The sequence below is a fragment of the Williamsia sterculiae genome (assembly GCF_900156495.1).
GTDB lineage: Bacteria > Actinomycetota > Actinomycetes > Mycobacteriales > Mycobacteriaceae > Williamsia_B > Williamsia_B sterculiae.
Genome location: NZ_FTNT01000007.1, coordinates 135,978 through 151,459 on the forward strand (window position 1 = coordinate 135,978; position 15,482 = coordinate 151,459).

A 15,482-nucleotide genomic window follows, 5' to 3' on the forward strand; every position below is an offset into this window, starting at 1 on the left:
AGGCGTTACGCCGATGTCAACGAACGCTGCGGCTGGCCCGAGTACTGGCTCAGGGGGCGGATCAACGAGTTGGAGGCGACCTGCTCCATGATGTGGGCGGTCCAGCCGGTGATGCGGCTCATCACGAAGATGGGCGTGAACGAGGCGACGTCGAATCCCATCAGGTAATAGGCGGGTCCGGTGGGGAAGTCGAGGTTGGGCTTGATGCCGGTGCGCTCGCCCATGGCCGCTTCGAGTTCGGTGTAGATGTCGCACCACCGGGTCTCGCCGAGATGGGCGGAAACGTCGTGCAGAGCTCTTCTCATCGTGGGTACCCGCGAGTCGCCGTTCTTGTACACGCGGTGCCCGAATCCCATGACCTTCTCGTTGGCATCGAGTTTGGCGTTGAGCCAGGCCCGGGCCCGGTCCGGCCGGTCGATCTCGATCATGTCGTACATCACGGCCTCGTTGGCGCCGCCGTGCAGCGACCCCTTGAGTGCGCCGATGGCCGCGGTGACCGCACTGTAGATGTCGGATTGGGTGGAGGTGACCACCCGTGCGGCGAAGGTGGATGCGTTGAAGCTGTGTTCGGCATAGAGCACCATGGATTTTTCGAACGCCCGGACGATGACGGGATCGGGGACCTCACCGAAGCACATGTTGAGGAAGTTCTCGGCGTAGCCGAGTCCGTGGTGTGGAGCGATCGGGTCCTGTCCGCGGCGACGTCGCATGTCCGCGGCGACGATGGTCGGCAAGACGGCGAACATGCGAAGCGACTTGGCGTAGTTCGCCTCGGGGGTGCTCAGTTCCTCGTCCGGGTCTTCGGTCCCCAGGAAGCTGATCACGGTACGCACGATGTCCATTGGGTGGCACGTCTCCGGAATACGTTGCAGCACGGCCTGCGTCGACCGGTCGATGCGACGGCTCGCGCGTTCCCGCTGAGTGAACAGCGCCAGCTCTCCGTCGGTGGGCAGTTCCCCATGCCAGAGCAGGTAGGCGACCTGTTCGAAGGAGCAGTGCTCGGCCAGGTCCTGAACGGCATAGCCACGGTAGGTGAGCGAGTTGGTCTCAGGCACCACCTTGGAGATCGCCGTGGTGTCGACGACGACCCCGGCGAGTCCCTTGTAGATGGTGGGGGTCTCGACCGCTTCGGCCTGCGCCGGTGCTGTGGTCATTGCCGTGCTCCCTCGATCGTGAAGTTGAACAGGTCGGAATCGAGATCGTTGTAGTCGGCGTAGCGGAGCAGTTCGTAAAGCCGGCTCCGATGCTGCATGTCGTCGAGGAGGCCGGATTGTGTTCCCTGCGCGACGATGTCGCGCAGGCCCCGTTCGACCGCGCCCATGGCGATGCGCAGCGTGGTGACCGGGTAGATCACCGCGTTGTACCCGACGCTCTGGAGTTGGTCGACGGTCAGCAGGTCGGATTTTCCGAACTCCGTCATGTTGGCCAGCAGTGGGATGTCGACTGCCGCACGGAATCGCTCGAATTCACCGAGATCGCGCAAGGCCTCGGTGAAGATGAGGTCGGCGCCGGCATCGGCGTACGCTCTGGCTCGGTCGATCGCGGCGTCGAGGCCTTCGATGGCTCGGGCATCGGTCCGCGCGCAGATGACGAAGTCGTCGTCGCGCCGCGCCGAGACCGCCGCATGTAGTCGTTTGAGCATGTCCGCGACCGGGACGACGTCCTTGCCGTCGAGGTGGCCGCAGCGCTTCGGATTCACCTGGTCCTCGAGATGACAGCCGGCCAGTCCGGCATCCTCGAGGGTTGCCACGGTTCGGGCCGCGCTCATCGGTTCACCGAACCCGGTGTCGGCGTCGACAAGGGTGGGAAGTTCAGTTGCGCGGGCGATCGCACCCGCTCGGTTGGCGACCTCGGTGAGAGTGGTCAGTCCGATGTCGGGTAATCCCAGGTCGGCCGACAACACGGCACCGGAGACGTAGACGCCCTCGAAACGGATTTCGGCAATCAGCTTGGCCACGAGCGGGGAGAATGCTCCCGGCCAACGTTGCAAGGTCCCTGATGCGAGACCCGCTCGCAGCGAACGTCGTTTCGCCGAGGACGAGTTGGCCGAGGAGAACAGTCCGGTCACCGACGGGCCCGGCATCAGAAGATGCCCTTGCCGGTCTGTGGTGCCTCGTCCAACACCTGGGGCACGACGAGTGTGTTGAGCGCTTGGAGACCACCAGGGGCGATCGTCTCGAGCGTCTCGACCTCACCGAGGAATCGTTCCTGCTCGGCCGGATCGATGACACCGTCGGCCATGGTGCGGAATTTGGTGACATATTGCTCACGGCCGAACGGGCGCGCTCCGAATGGATGGGCATCGGCGACGGCGAGCTCGTCGGTGATGACCTCGCCGTCGCGCATCGTGATGACCGCCTTGGCGCCGAATGCCTTCTCATCGGGATCGGTCGAGTGATAGCGCCGTGTCCACTCGGGGTCTTCGACGGTGGAGATCTTCTTCCACAGCGCGATCGTGTCGGGCCGGTTGGCGCGTTCGGTCGCGTACGACTTCTCGTGGTCCCATTCTCCGTCCTGCAGGGCGACAGCGAAGATGTACATGACCGAATGGTCGAGCGTCTCGCGGCTGGCCGTGGGATCGAACTTCTGCGGGTCACCTGATCCGGTGCCGATCACGTGGTGGGTGTGATGGCTGGTGTGCAACACGATCGACTCGATGTCGTCGATGTCGGTGATCTGCTCCCGCATTCGGCGAGCCAAGTCGATCGGCGCTTGGCTCTGGTACTCCGCGGAGTGTTCCTTGGTGTACGTGTCGAGAATGCCCCGCTTCTCCTCGCCCGGACCCGGCAGCGGAATGGTGTACTCGACGTTCGGGCCACCCAGCAACCATGCGATCACACCGTCCTCGCCCTCCCAGATCGGCGCGGGTGCGCCCTCACCGCGCATCGCACGGTCGACGGCCTCGACAGCCATCTTTCCCGCATGCGCCGGCGCATACGCCTTCCAGCTGGAGATCAGGCCCTTACGCGACTGCCGTGTTGCGGTCGTCAGATGCAGCGCCTGCCCCACAGCCTGATAGATCGTCTCGGTGTCCAGCCCCAGCATGGTGCCCAGTCCCGCGGCCACCGATGGGCCGAGATGAGCGACGTGATCGATCTTGTGCTCGTGCAAACACATTCCACGAACCAGGTCGACCTGGATCTCGTAGGCGGTGGCGAGACCGCGGATGAGATCGTGGCCGCCGGCACCGACGTGCTGGCCCACGGCGACGAGCGCCGGGATGTTGTCGCCCGGGTGCGAGTACTCGGCGGCCAAGAAGGTGTCGTGGAAGTCGAGTTCGCGAACAGCGACGCCGTTGGCCCAGGCCGCCCACTCCGGGGAGTAGGCCCCTTCGATGCCGAACACCGTCGATCCCGGGGTTGCCGGGTGCGCCTGTGCTTGGCGACGGGCCGAGGTGACGGGTCGTCGGGTGACCGATGCGGCACTCACCGCCGCGTTGTCGATGATGCGATTGATGATCATCTCGGCGACGTCGGCACTCACCGCCACCGAATCGGCGGCCACCTCCGCGACCTTCTGTGCGAGGTGTTCGGACTGCGGAAAGTTCTCGGAGCTGCGATGGACACGGACCAGGTGATTGATCATGTTCGCACCGTACGTATCACTGACTCCTCTTGAAAAGGGCTGGTAAATGCGTATTTTGGCGGACGGTTGAGGCGAATCCTGCAAACGTTGCGAATATGGGACTCTGTACTCTGACCACGTGGCCAGAGAGATGGGCGGTTCGCACCGACGGATGTTCGTCGGCGCACGCCTGCGTCGATTACGTGACGACCGCGGGTTGTCGCAGGCGGCTCTCGCCCGTCGCATCGATCTCTCGACGAGTTACGTCAACCAGCTCGAGAACGACCAACGGCCGATCACCGTCCCGGTCCTGCTCACCGTGACTCGCGCATTCGATCTCGATGCCGACTACTTCGCGCCCGACGGTGACGCACGATTGGTCGCCGACCTCGCGGATGTCGTGGCGGCGCAGGCCGACACCCCCGAGGTCAGCCGAGCCGAGATCGCCGAACTGGTTGCGCGAATGCCCACCGTGGGCACACTTCTGGTCAACCTGCACCGTCGTCTGAGCGCTGCCGAGGGCGAACTGGAGACCTACCGAGCACAGGCGACCGGCGATTACGGCCCCAACCCGACACCGATGCCGTTCGAGGAAGTCCGTGACTTCTTCTACGGCCGACGCAATTACTTCGACGTCCTCGACAGGGCAGCCGAGCACATGTTCGCCGACAACTCGCTGTCCATCGGCGGTCTGGATCTGCAACTCGCGGACATCCTCGTCCGTCATCACGACATCCGGGTCACCATCACCCACGACACCGACCCCGTGGTCCGCGGGCGGACACCCAAACGGCGCTTCGACCCGACGACCCGCACGGTCCACCTTGCCGGACGACTGACTTCGGGGCAGCGTGCCTTCCAGCTCGCCACCCAGCTGGCGCTGCTGACCCAGGCCGACGTCATCGACAGCATCGTCATGACAGCCGACGACCTGAGTACGGAATCGGTTCCTGTCGCCCGCATCGGTCTGGCCAACTACTTCGCCGGCGCACTGTTGTTGCCCTACGAGATCTTCCGCGAGGCCGCCGAGACCGCTTCATATGACATCGAATTACTGAGTCTGGGATTCGAGGTTGGCTTCGAAACAGTCTGTCATCGACTCTCTACGCTGCAGCGGCCCGGCGACCGTGGCATCCCGTTCATCTTCGTCCGCGTCGACCGCGCCGGAAACATCTCCAAACGGCAATCCGCGACCGCCTTTCACTTCTCCCGCGTCGGAGGAAGCTGCCCGCTCTGGGTCGTGCACGACGCCTTTGCCACCCCTGGTCGCATCGTCACCCAGGTCTCGTCCATGCCCGACGGGCGGTCCTACTTCTGGCTCGCACGCACCACTTCCGAAGAAGATGGATACCTGGCACCGCACAAGAGCTTCGCCATCGGACTCGGCTGCGACGTCGCGCACGCCGAACGACTCGTCTACTCGATCGGTGTCGACCTCAACGACCCACGCACCGTCGTCCCGATAGGCGCCGGCTGCAAAGTGTGCGACCGACCGGCCTGTCCGCAGCGCGCGTTTCCCCAAATCGGTCGACCCGTACACGTCGATCCCCAAGTCAGTGACACCGTCCCGTACCGAGGTGTCACCGACGTCCATACCCACGACCAACGGTGACGCTCCGTCATGCCACAGGTCGTCGTTCCGGCGACCACGAACAATCTCCTGGAGGTCCACAGGTGCCCCTGAACACCATTGCCCTGGAACTCGTTCCGCCGAACCTCGACCGCGGGGCAGACCATGCCCGCGCCGAGGGCGCCAAAGTGCTGCGCCTGGCCGAGCAGGTCGGCATGTCCGACCGCATCGGGCACGTGATGATCCCCGGGATGATCGACGAGGACGACGACCGTCCGGTGGCCATGACACCAAAGTTCGATGTGCTCGACTTCTGGTCACTGATCAGCCCCGAACTGCCCGGCGTGCGCGGCCTGTGTACCCAGGTCACACCGTTCCTGCAGCCCACGCTGTTGCGCGAGCGCATCACCCGGCTCAGTGCAGGAGGTTTCGACGGAATGATCTTCGTCGGTGTACCCCGAACGATGAACGATGGCGATGGCAGCGGCATCGCACCCGTTGAGGCACTGTCAGAGTTCTGCGATCTCGTCGACCATCGGGGGTCCATACTGATCCCGACCCGCGACAACGAGCGCGAACGGTTCCGATTCAAGTGCGACGCAGGCGCCACCTTTGCGATGACGCAGCTGCTCTACTCCGACACGATCGTCGACTTCCTCACCGACTTCGCCAGGACCAGCGATCACCGGCCGGATGTTCTACTCTCCTTCGGATTCGTACCGTCCCTGGAAGAGCGAAACGGGCTCATTCGGTGGTTGATCCAGGATCCCGGCAACGACGCGGTCCGCGCGGAGCAGGCTCTGGTCGGCACACTCGCCAGGAGCGAGACCGGCACCAGACAACGACTGATGCTCGACCTGTATCAGCGAGTGATCGATGGCGTCGGTCAGCTGGGATTCCCGATGAGCGTGCACTTCGAGAGCCCCTACGGCATCACCGCCGCGGCCTTCGACACCTTCGCGCGGATGCTCGACTACTGGTCACCCGATGGACACGGAGAGACGTTGCTATCGAGGTGACCTCGCGGTCAGTGCGTGGCAACCGCAGTTGTCTCGGCAGTTGCCGCGACGTCGGAGCCCGCCGTCGTCCGGGGACGGAAGAACCGCTCGACAAGCGTCGAGAAGATCAGTCCGATCAATGCCCACACCACCACCTGGGCGGCTACCGAGGCGAAGCGGAAGTTCCACAGAACGTCGGCGGGGAAGCCCGGGTAGACGATGCGTCCCGACGTGTCGGTGATGGGTTGCGGTGTCTCGGTGGACGACCGGGCGAAGCCGAACGAGTCCTTGGCGTCCACGTTCGCACGGAGATTACCGAGATAGGGAAACGCGAACATGATCGCCGCGGCGACGACCACGAACGCCAGTGCGGCGACCAATGACGCACCGAAGACGCCGAGACGAGCGCGCAGGCGTACCCCGAGGAACACCGCCGCGGTGAGCAAGACCAGCGAGACCAGCACCATCAACAGATAGAGGTGACCCCTGGTGGTGATGGTGAACTCGTGCCCGATCGCCGGCGGGTTGGCCGGGTACCGAACGAACGGCACCAGATAGACACCGAGAAAACCGAAGCCTGCGATGAGCAGGCCCAAGGTGCGCGGACGAATCCCGAAACGGCCGTGCAGGATCAGGTAGACCACGGCGACCAGCGCACCCATCGCGATCGAGAAACCGATGATGCCGGTGGCCAGACCCGCAGTGGACTGCAGTCCGCGACTGAAGACCTCGGGCCCTGCGTCGCCCACCGGTAGTCCCGCCGCCTTGTTCAACGCGTCGATGGCCTCGTCGCGCCCGGATTCGTAGTCGATGGCCTTGTCGATCTGCGGCTCGGCGAAGATGTAGGCGAAGACGAACGCCAGCACACCGGCGATCAATCCGGCCAGGGCGCCCCGGCCGATGATGCGGATTTCCATGCCCGCCCGCTCAGTGGCAGGGGAAGCCGAGGAAGTGGCGTGCGTCGTGCACCCACTCGTGGACGACCATCGTCTGGCCGAACAGGGATGTCATCCCCTCGTCGACGCCGATGAAGTAGTACGCGAGCAGAGCGAGGAGGACCGTCGCGGTGAGAATGACGGCGACCCGGGTACGGGACAGCGCGCCGCTGCCGGACCAGTCGCGGGACCGGTGGTCATGGCTGGAGAGAGTGGTCATCGGTTGTCATCGACCTCGTGTCAGGGGATTGTCGCGTCCCGTGCGTGGCGGGCCGCAGGTGTACGGCCCGGGTGGCAGACGATGTCTGGCTCGCCGGATCGCTCCGGCTCACAGTGGCGCGACCGCGCGGGATTCCCACCCGCTTACCGCTGCTGTCACCTGGGCGAATGATGCTCGGCGCCCGGCCGGTTGTCAACATGACCCGTGCGCGTCAGTTGACGCAGGGGATGCCGTCGGCGTTGGTGACCGGTCGCCCGTTGTCCGGGCCGGAACCCGGTTCGACGGTGTCCGGCGGCCCCGACGGCCGCGCACTCGCGGCGGACGTGCCGGCAACGGACGGTGCGGGGGCGGACGGAGCGGCCCCGTCGGCCCCGTCGGCCGCGGCGAACGCGTCGTGGATACGGCTGCGGATGGCGGTGGGGTCGACGATGTTGACGTCTTGGCCGTCGATGCTCGCGTAACGCTGCACCGGCAGGGTGGAGAACTCGATGTGCTGATCGGTGGGCGCGGCCATCTGCTGCAGCCAGTCCACCAGATCCCATCCGTCGGAGAGCACCACGTCGCGTTGGGCCACGCCGACCAGACGGTTCAGTTTGCCGACATCGGTGAAGGTGCCCGCCGACCGCAACTGGTGCAGCACCGACACCAGGAAGGCCTGCTGGCGATGAGTACGGTCGAGGTCACCGTTGTCCAGCCCGTGGCGTTGTCGGACGAACGCCAGCGCCTGCGGCGCGTTCAGCACGTGGGTTCCCGCGCTGAAGTCGGCGCCGGAATAGTCGTCGTGGACGGCGTGGTTCACGCAGACCTGCACCCCGCCCAGCGCGCCGGCGAGGTCGTAGAACCCGACCAGGCTGACCTCGGCGAACCGGTCGATCGGTACGCCGGTCAGCTCGCGGACGGTCTGCAGTGTCTCGGCGCGGCCGGCCTCGCGGCCCCGGGTCTCCAGGATGTGCTGATCGGTCACCCCCTCGTTGCTCAACGTGTCCTCTGTCTGGGCCTTCTCACGTCCATAGGCCTCCTTGATCTTTGCCTTCGCCACGTCCAGGCCGTCGACGGTGACGAAGTCGTCGCGCGGGACGGAGAACGCGACGATGTTCTTTCCGTCGGCGGGGATGTGCACCAGGATCAGCGTGTTGGTGTTGTAACCGCCCTCCTGGCCGTCGCCGGCATGCAGTTGAGACAGCACAGACGCAGGCAGGTCGTCGCCGTTCTGGTCCTTGCGGGTGTCGAGCCCCATCAGGAGAATGTTCTGCGCACCGCCGGAGGAATGGGGCGCTGACCTCGACAGCGCGCTCGAGTGCTGGAAACCACCGCTGACGTCCGACGCCTCACCCCAACCGAGACCGGTGGCCACCACGATGACGATCGCTGCGCCCGCCGCCGCGACCCGGCTCCACCGCAGCACCACCCGGCGTCGTCGGGAGACGCCGGGCGCATACCCGAACCGCGCGCGATAGACCTCGCCCGCGGTGGGACGAGGCGGCGCCTTTCGGCTGTGGGCAGCCCGTCTGTGTCGGGGCGGCTGGGATGGCACGAGATCCCAGCTTCCGCGCGGATCGTGGGTTGCGCAAGGGCTTCGTGTCGACGGCTACCGTCGGAAACGGTCACGCAGCTGCGGATCCTGTTCCCACCACAGTCCACCCTGCGGCTCGCCACCGTCCACGGTGCTGGTCGGGGCGGAGGCCAACTGCTCGTCCACCCGTTGCGCCCGGGCCCGGTCGTCGAGCGTGAAGCGTCGCAACAACGTGAGCAGGAACGGCAGTCCGACGACGTCGCCGAACACCCACAACACCCCGGCGCCGATGGTCTGATCGGTCCGCGGGCTCGGTCCCCACATCCGGTCCAGGGCCAGGTAGTGATCCAGTGCGACCAGTGTGCCCTGCCAGAGCACGATGCCCAGGAGTCCGTCGCCGATCGCCTCGACGACGGTGATGATCAGCGACAGACCGGGGGAGAAGTGCCGAGGCACGGGGTCGAGGTGTAGCCGTGAGGTGAAGTAACACCACCCGACCAACACGATGAGCAGGCGGGTCAGTACGTCCACCGGCCCATGTGTCAGCAGCGCCCGATACCACCCGGTGAGGTAGATCAACCAGGGAAGCACCAGCAGGGCCGCCGACATCGTGGCGGGATGGGTGAGGAAACGGGCCATATGTCCGTGCAACGCTGCCTCGAACCGGGTTCCAGCAGCCGCAGGCAGGGATCCGAGGACCACCGTCAGCGGCATACCCAGCGCCAGCCCGAACGGGACCACCATGAGCAACAGCACGATCTGCGCGGCCCGGACCCAGAACAGCTCGTCGTCGTAGACACCGAGGGCGCTGTCGGCGGTGAGCAACCAGATCCCGACGCCGACCACGCTGAACACCACTCCGCGTCCGACGGGCACGGTGGACCGCCGTCGGCCCCACCAGTAGCCGACGACGATGACAACCGCCAGTACCGTCGTCGTGACGTCGAGACGCCACGATGTGACGGCGGTGGCGGCGGTCAACGGTGGTAGCGCAACGATCACGTTCACGAGTGTGCTCCCCACTCGCCGATGCGCTGGTCAGGTGGTCTACGCAGGCGTGATCGGCAACCGACCGACACGGAACAACATCAGCCCCAGCACGCCGTAGCCGAGCAAGATCTGGAGCAGTCCGCCGACCATGCCGATCATGGGGACGGCCGAGAGGGGGATGGCCCACAGCACCCAGCTCTGGGCGAACAGCGTCTGCCACCGCAACGGTCGCGACCAACGTCCGGCGATGACGATCCGGATACCGATGGCGGCCATGCCGACCATGGACAACGGCCAGCAGGAGTCGAACACCATCCAGATCACCGTTCCGTGCAGAGCCCAGAACGCATCGAGGACGGTCGACACCATCGCCCCTGCCATCACCGCGAACTGGACCCTGTGCGCCGTGCGGGCCACCCGCCCGGACCCCATCGCATGCGTCCGGCATTCGAGCAGCAACAGCACGATCAGCGTCGCCTGGAACGCCAGCGCGGCCACGCCGCCGAGCAGCGAGTACCAGCCGAATCCCTCCCGGCCGCCGATCGCCTGCATAGCCGTACCCCAACCGATGGTGGTGCCGACGAGGGCGACACCGACGGCCCGGGTGGGCATCGTAGTGGTACCTGAGCGGGGCGGTGCGGTGGACGTGGCGCTGATGGTGGTCGCGGTGGGGCGTGTGATGCTCATCGGGATCTCCTGCTCGATGGGTGGGCCCTCGGGGATCGAGGGGGCTTCACCGTGCCCACGCGCACCTGGAGGTCGCTGGGGCCGAGTCACGCCGCGGTTCCCAGTGGATTCCCAGTGGTCCGCGCGACTCTCGACACATGCGATCAGGGCACGACGACCGGCACGACCGACCACGCGACGAGTGCGTCGATGGCGTCTCCGGTCAGTTCGCGCCCGCGCTCGGCTGCGGTGGCGAGCATCACCGGGTCGATCCCGGCTCGCATCTGCTTCCCGTAGTCGGCCAGCTCCACCACGTCCATACCCTCGGGGGAGAAGCCGGTGAGGTCGGTACGCCGTTCCACCACTCCGAGCAGTTGTCCGGCTCGCTCGTGTTCCCCGCGCAGGTACAGCACGTACGCCAGGGTGGACATCGCGACCATCCACGAGGTGAGGTCGAACGCACGTTTGCAGTACGCGATCATCCCCGCCAGCCGCGTCTCGGCGGGGCCGCCGATCAACTGTTGGGCGATCTCGCTCTTGGCGTGCAACCAGGACACCGACGCCGCGCACCAGTCGTAACCGCACTCCTCGGCGACGGCCAGCGCACGGTCGAAGTGGACCCCCGCGGCGGCATGATCACCCGCTCGGAAGTCCGCTGTGCCCAACGCCATGAGCGACTCGGCGACCGTCCACGGGTAGCGATGCCGCAGGCCGATGTCCATCGCTATCCCGGCGCGTTCCCTGGCCACGTCCACCGCGCCCGCGCCGGCCTGGAAGAAGGCCAACGTGACCGCCGCGTCCCCGCGGGCGGTGTCGTCCGTGGGCGATTCGTCGTCGGTGTCGAGGCCGGTGTACAGGACGTCGAGTGCGGTCAGCGCCTCGAACAGGGCGGGGAGGTCGGCACCCAGATACGACATGATGGCTCGACCGGCCAATGCGCGGATGGTCACGGTGACCGGGATGTCGGCGGGGGCCCGCAGTGCGGGTTCGAGGGCCCGCATCCCCTCGGCGACGTGGCCGCGTCGATACCAGTACCAGTAGACGTTGCCCGCGATCTCCAGATACGTGGTGGCGTCGTCGCGGGCACGTCCGAGCGCGGCGCGGATGTTGGGCATGTCCGCTTCGAGTCGCTGTGTCCAACGCAGACAGTCGGGTCCGCGCAACGCGAGATAGGCCTCGGCAGCGACTGCTCGCACCCAATCGGTGTGCGCCCGTTGCACTGCCGCCGACCGCTGTGCGTCGCGGTGGCCGATCGCGTACTCGCGCAGCGTTTCCAGGAGCCGGTAACGACGCGGATCGCCACCGAGGGCGGTGACCATGGACGAATCGACCAGAGCGGTCAGGTCGGCCAACAGCGACGGCCGACCGGTGACCCGCATCGCGGTGGCGAGATCGAACCCACCGTCGAACACCGCCAGGTCGACGAAGAGGGCACGCGCGGAATCGTCGAGCGACGCGAAGGATCCGTCGATGGCGGCCTGCATGGTGACGTGACGGTCGTTGGTCCGCGGCCCACCGCGCAGGACCGCGAAGCGGTCGTCGAGCATGTCGATGATCTGCGGGACCGACAGCATGGTGGTCTGCGCGGCGGCGAGTTCGATGGCCAGGGGCATGTCGTCGAGAGCGGTGCACAGGCGGGCCACGGTGGCATGGTCGACGCCTGCGGCACCGTCACCAGCCCGGTCGAGGAAGAGCTGGGTGGAGGCATCGAGGCCCGTGAGCGGATACCGGTGTTCGCCCGCCACCCCGAGCACGGTTCGGCTGGTCGCCAGAACCCGGATCTGCGGGCACGTGACCAACATCCGGGTACAGAACTCGGCCACCTCGTCGAGGAGGTGTTCACAGTTGTCCAGGACCAGCAGCAACCGGCGGTCACGCAGCAGGTCGCTCAGTGCGCCGATTCCACCGGTGAAGGTCAATCCCACGGCCCCGGACACCGTGTCGAGCAGCGCGGCGAGGTCGGCCGCGCCTGCCAATTCGACGAACCACGGACCGTCGGGGTCGTCGCGGCGCCGCGCGACCTCCACCGCCACGCGCGTCTTGCCCATGCCGCCGGGTCCGGTGATGGTGACCAACCGGTGTCCGGTCAGCAACTGCTGCACCTGCGCGACCTGATCGTCCCGACCGACCATCGGGGTCAGCGGCTCCGGTACCGCGCTGGTGGGCACCCGTCGCGGGGCTGCTGCCGGAACATCCGGCAGCAGAACGGGATCGTGGCGCAGCACCGACTGTTCCAGCGCGGCAAGCGACGGTGCCGGGTCGGCACCGAGCTCGTCGGCGATGACAGCGCGCGCCCGGCGCAGGGTGTCCAGGGCGTCACCCTGCCTGCCCGCTCGATACAGCGCCAGCGCCAACAGCTCCCACGCCCGCTCGCGCAGCGGATCGGTGCGCACGAGCTTCTCGAGTTCGGTGGTGGCGGCAACCTGGTCGCCGCTGTCGCTGATGGCGGCCAGATGGTCCTCGGTGACGTCGGCGCGGAGTGCGGTCAACCGGTCGGCCTCGATCTCGGCGAACTCCCAGCCGGCGGCGTCGACGTAGGCCGGGCCGGTCCACAGCGCCAGGGCGTCGGTCAGGGTGCTGCGGGCGGCGGCGGGATCACCGGCGCGCAGCAGTTCACGTCCCGCGGTGGCGAGATCGACGAAGCGGTGTGCGTCGACCGCGGCGCGATCCACGGCGAGTACGTACCCGGTTCCGCGTCGCACCAACACCTGCGGTGCGGAGCGACCGTGATCGGGTTCGAGCACCCGGCGCAGACCGGAGACGTAACCCTGCAGCGTGGCGGTCGCCGATGGCGGGGGTCGGCCGTGCCAGAGCTCGTCGATCAGCGTTCCGGCCGGGACCACGTCGCCCTCGGCGATGACCAACCGCGCCAACAGGGCTCGCGGTACCGGACCGCCCAGGGAGACAGAGGTCTCGTCGACGCAAACGGTCAGGGCTCCCAATGCCCGAACCTCGATGCGGTGCATGGTCAGAGGATAAGGACAGAACGGTCATGCCGTACGCAGATCAGCAGGTGATGCACACCGTCCGGTCGATCATCGACGAGGCCGAAGCAGACCGATGCGGAGTGGGCCGGCGCTTCGACCGGCTGGTCGGCGACGAACTCACCGAACGCATGCGGGTCTGGTCAGCGGGTGCACCATCGACGAGGGTGGCCCGGGCGGGGGTGATCATGACGCGGTTGCGGCAGGCCGCACGGGCGGGCGACCGGGTCGAGATCGTCGCGGCCGCCGTTCGTCTGGGTCAGCTCGTCGCGACGCGGTGAACCGGGTCCGCATCGTCGTGACGTGACCCGGACGATCCCGTGATGCGTGTCACATCGTCGGCGTACGGTCACCTGGACAGACCACACCCGTACCCGGAATTCCCGACAGGAGTCACCGTGTCCGTCCCTGCCGCGTCCACCGCATCCACCGACAGTGGCATCGATCCGAACTCGGAGCCGCTGCGATCGCGCCGCAGGCACTGGAACAACCAGCTCCGCACACACGCGCGCATGCGTCCGGATGCACCCGCGCTGCGGTTCCGCGATGAGACCACCACCTGGTCGGACCTCGACCGACGGGTGACCGCGCTCGCCGCCGCCCTGCATCGTCGCGGGGTGGGGTTCGGCGATCGGGTGTTGCTGGTGATGCTCAACCGGCCGGAGTACCTCGAGGCAGTACTCGGGGCCAACGTGCTCGGGGCGATCGCGGTGCCGGTCAACGTCCGTATGAGTCCGGCCGAGGTCGCCTTTCTCATCACCGACTCTGGCGCCGCGGTGGTGGTCACCGAGACCGCACTGGCTCCACTGGTCGACGCGGCCGCACAGGCCGCGGGCGCGTTCGAACACACCATCGTGGTCGGCGGTTCGGAGTCGACGCGGCATCTCGACTATGCCGATCTGATCGCCGAGGATCCGTCGGCTCTTCCCGTCATCGATGTCCCCGATGAGGCGACCGCGCTGATCATGTACACGTCGGGTACCACCGGCACGCCGAAAGGTGCGATGCTCTCGCACGCCAACATGCAGGCGCAGACGCTGACATGTCTGCAGGCGCTCGGCACCAGGCATGACGACGTGCTGTCGTCGGCGGCACCGATGTTCCACATCGCGGCGATCGGCTCGATGGCGCCGGTCCTGTACGTCGGCGCCACCACCGTGATCCATCCGCTGGGCTCCTTCGATCCCGACGAATTGTTGGACACACTCGAGCGGGAGAGAACGACATCCATCTTCCTTGTTCCCGCGCAGTGGCAGCTGGTGTGCGCCGCACAGCTCGCCCATCCGCGACACCTCGCCCTGCGTGTCGTCACCTGGGGTGCGGCGCCGGCCTCGGACACCCTGTTGCGGTCGATGGCCGAGGCCTTCCCGGACGCTCTGAACGTGGCGGTGTTCGGCCAGACCGAGCTGTCCCCGCTCACCTGCGTCATGGACGGTGCCGACTCGATCCGCAAGATCGGGTCGGTGGGACGGGTGGTGTCGTGTGTGGACGCGCGCATCGTCGACGATCAGATGCAGGACGTCCCGGCGGGGACGGTGGGTGAGATCGTCTACCGCGGTCCGAACCTGATGTCGGGGTACTGGCAGAACCCGCAGGGCACCGCAGACGCCTTCCGCGGTGGGTGGTTCCACTCCGGAGATCTGGTGCGACAGGACGACGAGGGGTTCGTCTTCGTCGTCGACAGGGTGAAGGACATGATCATCTCCGGCGGCGAGAACATCTACTGCGCCGAGGTGGAGAACGTCCTGTTCGGTCATCCGCGGATCCGCGACGTCGCGGTGATCGGCGAGGCGCATCCCCAATGGGGTGAGGTGCCGGTCGCGGTGGTGGCTCTCACCGGTGACGACCCGCTCGAGCTGGCCGACCTGGAGCCGTACCTCAACGAGAACCTGGCCCGCTTCAAACACCCCAAGCGGCTGGTCGTCGTCGACGACCTGCCCCGCAACGCCGGTGGCAAGGTGGTCAAACCTCGGCTGCGGGAGACCTACGGCAGCAAGGATGCCGCCCTGCACTGAATCCCCACGCCGATGCGACGGGCTCCC

General features: G+C 66.7%; 13 protein-coding genes and 1 riboswitch. Of the genes, 4 read left to right on the forward strand and 9 right to left on the reverse strand.

The window, feature by feature from the left end; translation table 11 throughout:
* Nucleotides 1-5 precede the first annotated feature (5 nt).
* Genes BW971_RS12705 through prpD form a run of 3 tightly spaced genes read right to left on the reverse strand, consistent with a single transcriptional unit; the run spans nt 6 to nt 3,585 of the window.
* The gene (locus BW971_RS12705; protein WP_076480106.1) at nt 6-1,154 is read right to left on the reverse strand and encodes a bifunctional 2-methylcitrate synthase/citrate synthase; all 1,149 of its coding nucleotides are present in this window, start codon (nt 1,152-1,154) and stop codon (nt 6-8) included.
* Nucleotides 1,151-2,083, reverse strand: a complete 933-nt coding sequence (gene prpB, locus BW971_RS12710) for a methylisocitrate lyase (protein WP_076480108.1) — start codon at nt 2,081-2,083, stop codon at nt 1,151-1,153. The genes BW971_RS12705 and prpB overlap by 4 nt, the downstream gene beginning before the upstream one ends.
* Nucleotides 2,083-3,585: a 2-methylcitrate dehydratase PrpD gene (gene prpD / locus BW971_RS12715; protein WP_076480110.1), complete on the reverse strand. Its 1,503-nt coding sequence runs from the start codon at nt 3,583-3,585 to the stop codon at nt 2,083-2,085. The genes prpB and prpD overlap by 1 nt, the downstream gene beginning before the upstream one ends.
* A gap of 151 nt (nt 3,586-3,736) precedes the next feature.
* Here prpD and BW971_RS12720 point away from each other — a divergent pair, with 151 nt between their 5' ends.
* Together BW971_RS12720 and BW971_RS12725 are read left to right on the forward strand one after the other, a co-directional pair.
* Nucleotides 3,737-5,176 carry a short-chain fatty acyl-CoA regulator family protein gene (locus BW971_RS12720; protein WP_083709889.1) on the forward strand — a complete coding sequence of 480 codons (1,440 nt, stop codon included), beginning with the start codon at nt 3,737-3,739 and terminating at the stop codon, nt 5,174-5,176.
* A gap of 62 nt (nt 5,177-5,238) precedes the next feature.
* The gene (locus BW971_RS12725) at nt 5,239-6,153 is read left to right on the forward strand and encodes a mycobacterial-type methylenetetrahydrofolate reductase (protein ID WP_076480113.1); all 915 of its coding nucleotides are present in this window, start codon (nt 5,239-5,241) and stop codon (nt 6,151-6,153) included.
* 8 nt (nt 6,154-6,161) lie between these two features.
* Here BW971_RS12725 and BW971_RS12730 read toward each other — a convergent pair whose 3' ends face one another.
* The 6 genes from BW971_RS12730 to BW971_RS12755 all read right to left on the reverse strand — a co-directional run bounded on the left by BW971_RS12730 (nt 6,162) and on the right by BW971_RS12755 (nt 13,422).
* Complete coding sequence (locus BW971_RS12730) at nt 6,162-7,049, reverse strand: CbtA family protein (RefSeq protein WP_076480114.1); 888 nt, start codon at nt 7,047-7,049, stop codon at nt 6,162-6,164.
* Between the two features lie 10 nt (nt 7,050-7,059).
* Nucleotides 7,060-7,287 (reverse strand): CbtB domain-containing protein, encoded by a 228-nt coding sequence (locus tag BW971_RS12735; RefSeq protein WP_076480116.1) that lies wholly within the window; start codon nt 7,285-7,287, stop codon nt 7,060-7,062.
* 59 nt (nt 7,288-7,346) lie between these two features.
* Nucleotides 7,347-7,459: riboswitch (cobalamin riboswitch) on the reverse strand.
* A 39-nt stretch (nt 7,460-7,498) separates the two neighbouring features.
* On the reverse strand, nt 7,499-8,692 hold the full coding sequence (locus BW971_RS12740; protein ID WP_076480278.1) for an LCP family protein: 1,194 nt from the start codon (nt 8,690-8,692) through the stop codon (nt 7,499-7,501).
* Between the two features lie 183 nt (nt 8,693-8,875).
* The gene (locus tag BW971_RS12745; RefSeq protein WP_076480280.1) at nt 8,876-9,802 is read right to left on the reverse strand and encodes a cytochrome c oxidase assembly protein; all 927 of its coding nucleotides are present in this window, start codon (nt 9,800-9,802) and stop codon (nt 8,876-8,878) included.
* A gap of 45 nt (nt 9,803-9,847) precedes the next feature.
* The gene (locus BW971_RS12750; protein WP_076480282.1) at nt 9,848-10,477 is read right to left on the reverse strand and encodes a hypothetical protein; all 630 of its coding nucleotides are present in this window, start codon (nt 10,475-10,477) and stop codon (nt 9,848-9,850) included.
* A gap of 143 nt (nt 10,478-10,620) precedes the next feature.
* Nucleotides 10,621-13,422 (reverse strand): AfsR/SARP family transcriptional regulator, encoded by a 2,802-nt coding sequence (locus BW971_RS12755; protein ID WP_076480118.1) that lies wholly within the window; start codon nt 13,420-13,422, stop codon nt 10,621-10,623.
* Between the two features lie 26 nt (nt 13,423-13,448).
* On the opposite strand from BW971_RS12755, the gene BW971_RS12760 reads away from it, so the two are divergent.
* Entirely contained in the window at nt 13,449-13,721 is a 273-nt protein-coding gene (locus tag BW971_RS12760) for a hypothetical protein (RefSeq protein WP_076480119.1), read from the forward strand.
* Nucleotides 13,722-13,838: 117 nt separating this feature from the next.
* Nucleotides 13,839-15,455: a fatty-acid--CoA ligase FadD5 gene (gene fadD5 / locus BW971_RS12765; RefSeq protein WP_076480284.1), complete on the forward strand. Its 1,617-nt coding sequence runs from the start codon at nt 13,839-13,841 to the stop codon at nt 15,453-15,455.
* Nucleotides 15,456-15,482 lie beyond the last annotated feature (27 nt).

Excerpts from the sequence above, each read along its gene's own strand:
- prpB (WP_076480108.1), bottom strand. The coding sequence starts at position 2,083 with ATGCCGGGCCCGTCGGTGACCGGACTGTTCTCCTCGGCCAACTCGTCC.
- BW971_RS12705 (WP_076480106.1), bottom strand. The coding sequence starts at position 1,154 with ATGACCACAGCACCGGCGCAGGCCGAAGCGGTCGAGACCCCCACCATC.
- BW971_RS12750 (WP_076480282.1), bottom strand. The coding sequence starts at position 10,477 with ATGAGCATCACACGCCCCACCGCGACCACCATCAGCGCCACGTCCACC.
- BW971_RS12760 (WP_076480119.1), top strand. The coding sequence starts at position 13,449 with ATGCCGTACGCAGATCAGCAGGTGATGCACACCGTCCGGTCGATCATC.
- BW971_RS12720 (WP_083709889.1), top strand. The coding sequence starts at position 3,737 with ATGTTCGTCGGCGCACGCCTGCGTCGATTACGTGACGACCGCGGGTTG.
- prpD (WP_076480110.1), bottom strand. The coding sequence starts at position 3,585 with ATGATCAATCACCTGGTCCGTGTCCATCGCAGCTCCGAGAACTTTCCG.
- BW971_RS12735 (WP_076480116.1), bottom strand. The coding sequence starts at position 7,287 with ATGACCACTCTCTCCAGCCATGACCACCGGTCCCGCGACTGGTCCGGC.
- BW971_RS12730 (WP_076480114.1), bottom strand. The coding sequence starts at position 7,049 with ATGGAAATCCGCATCATCGGCCGGGGCGCCCTGGCCGGATTGATCGCC.
- BW971_RS12755 (WP_076480118.1), bottom strand. The coding sequence starts at position 13,422 with ATGCACCGCATCGAGGTTCGGGCATTGGGAGCCCTGACCGTTTGCGTC.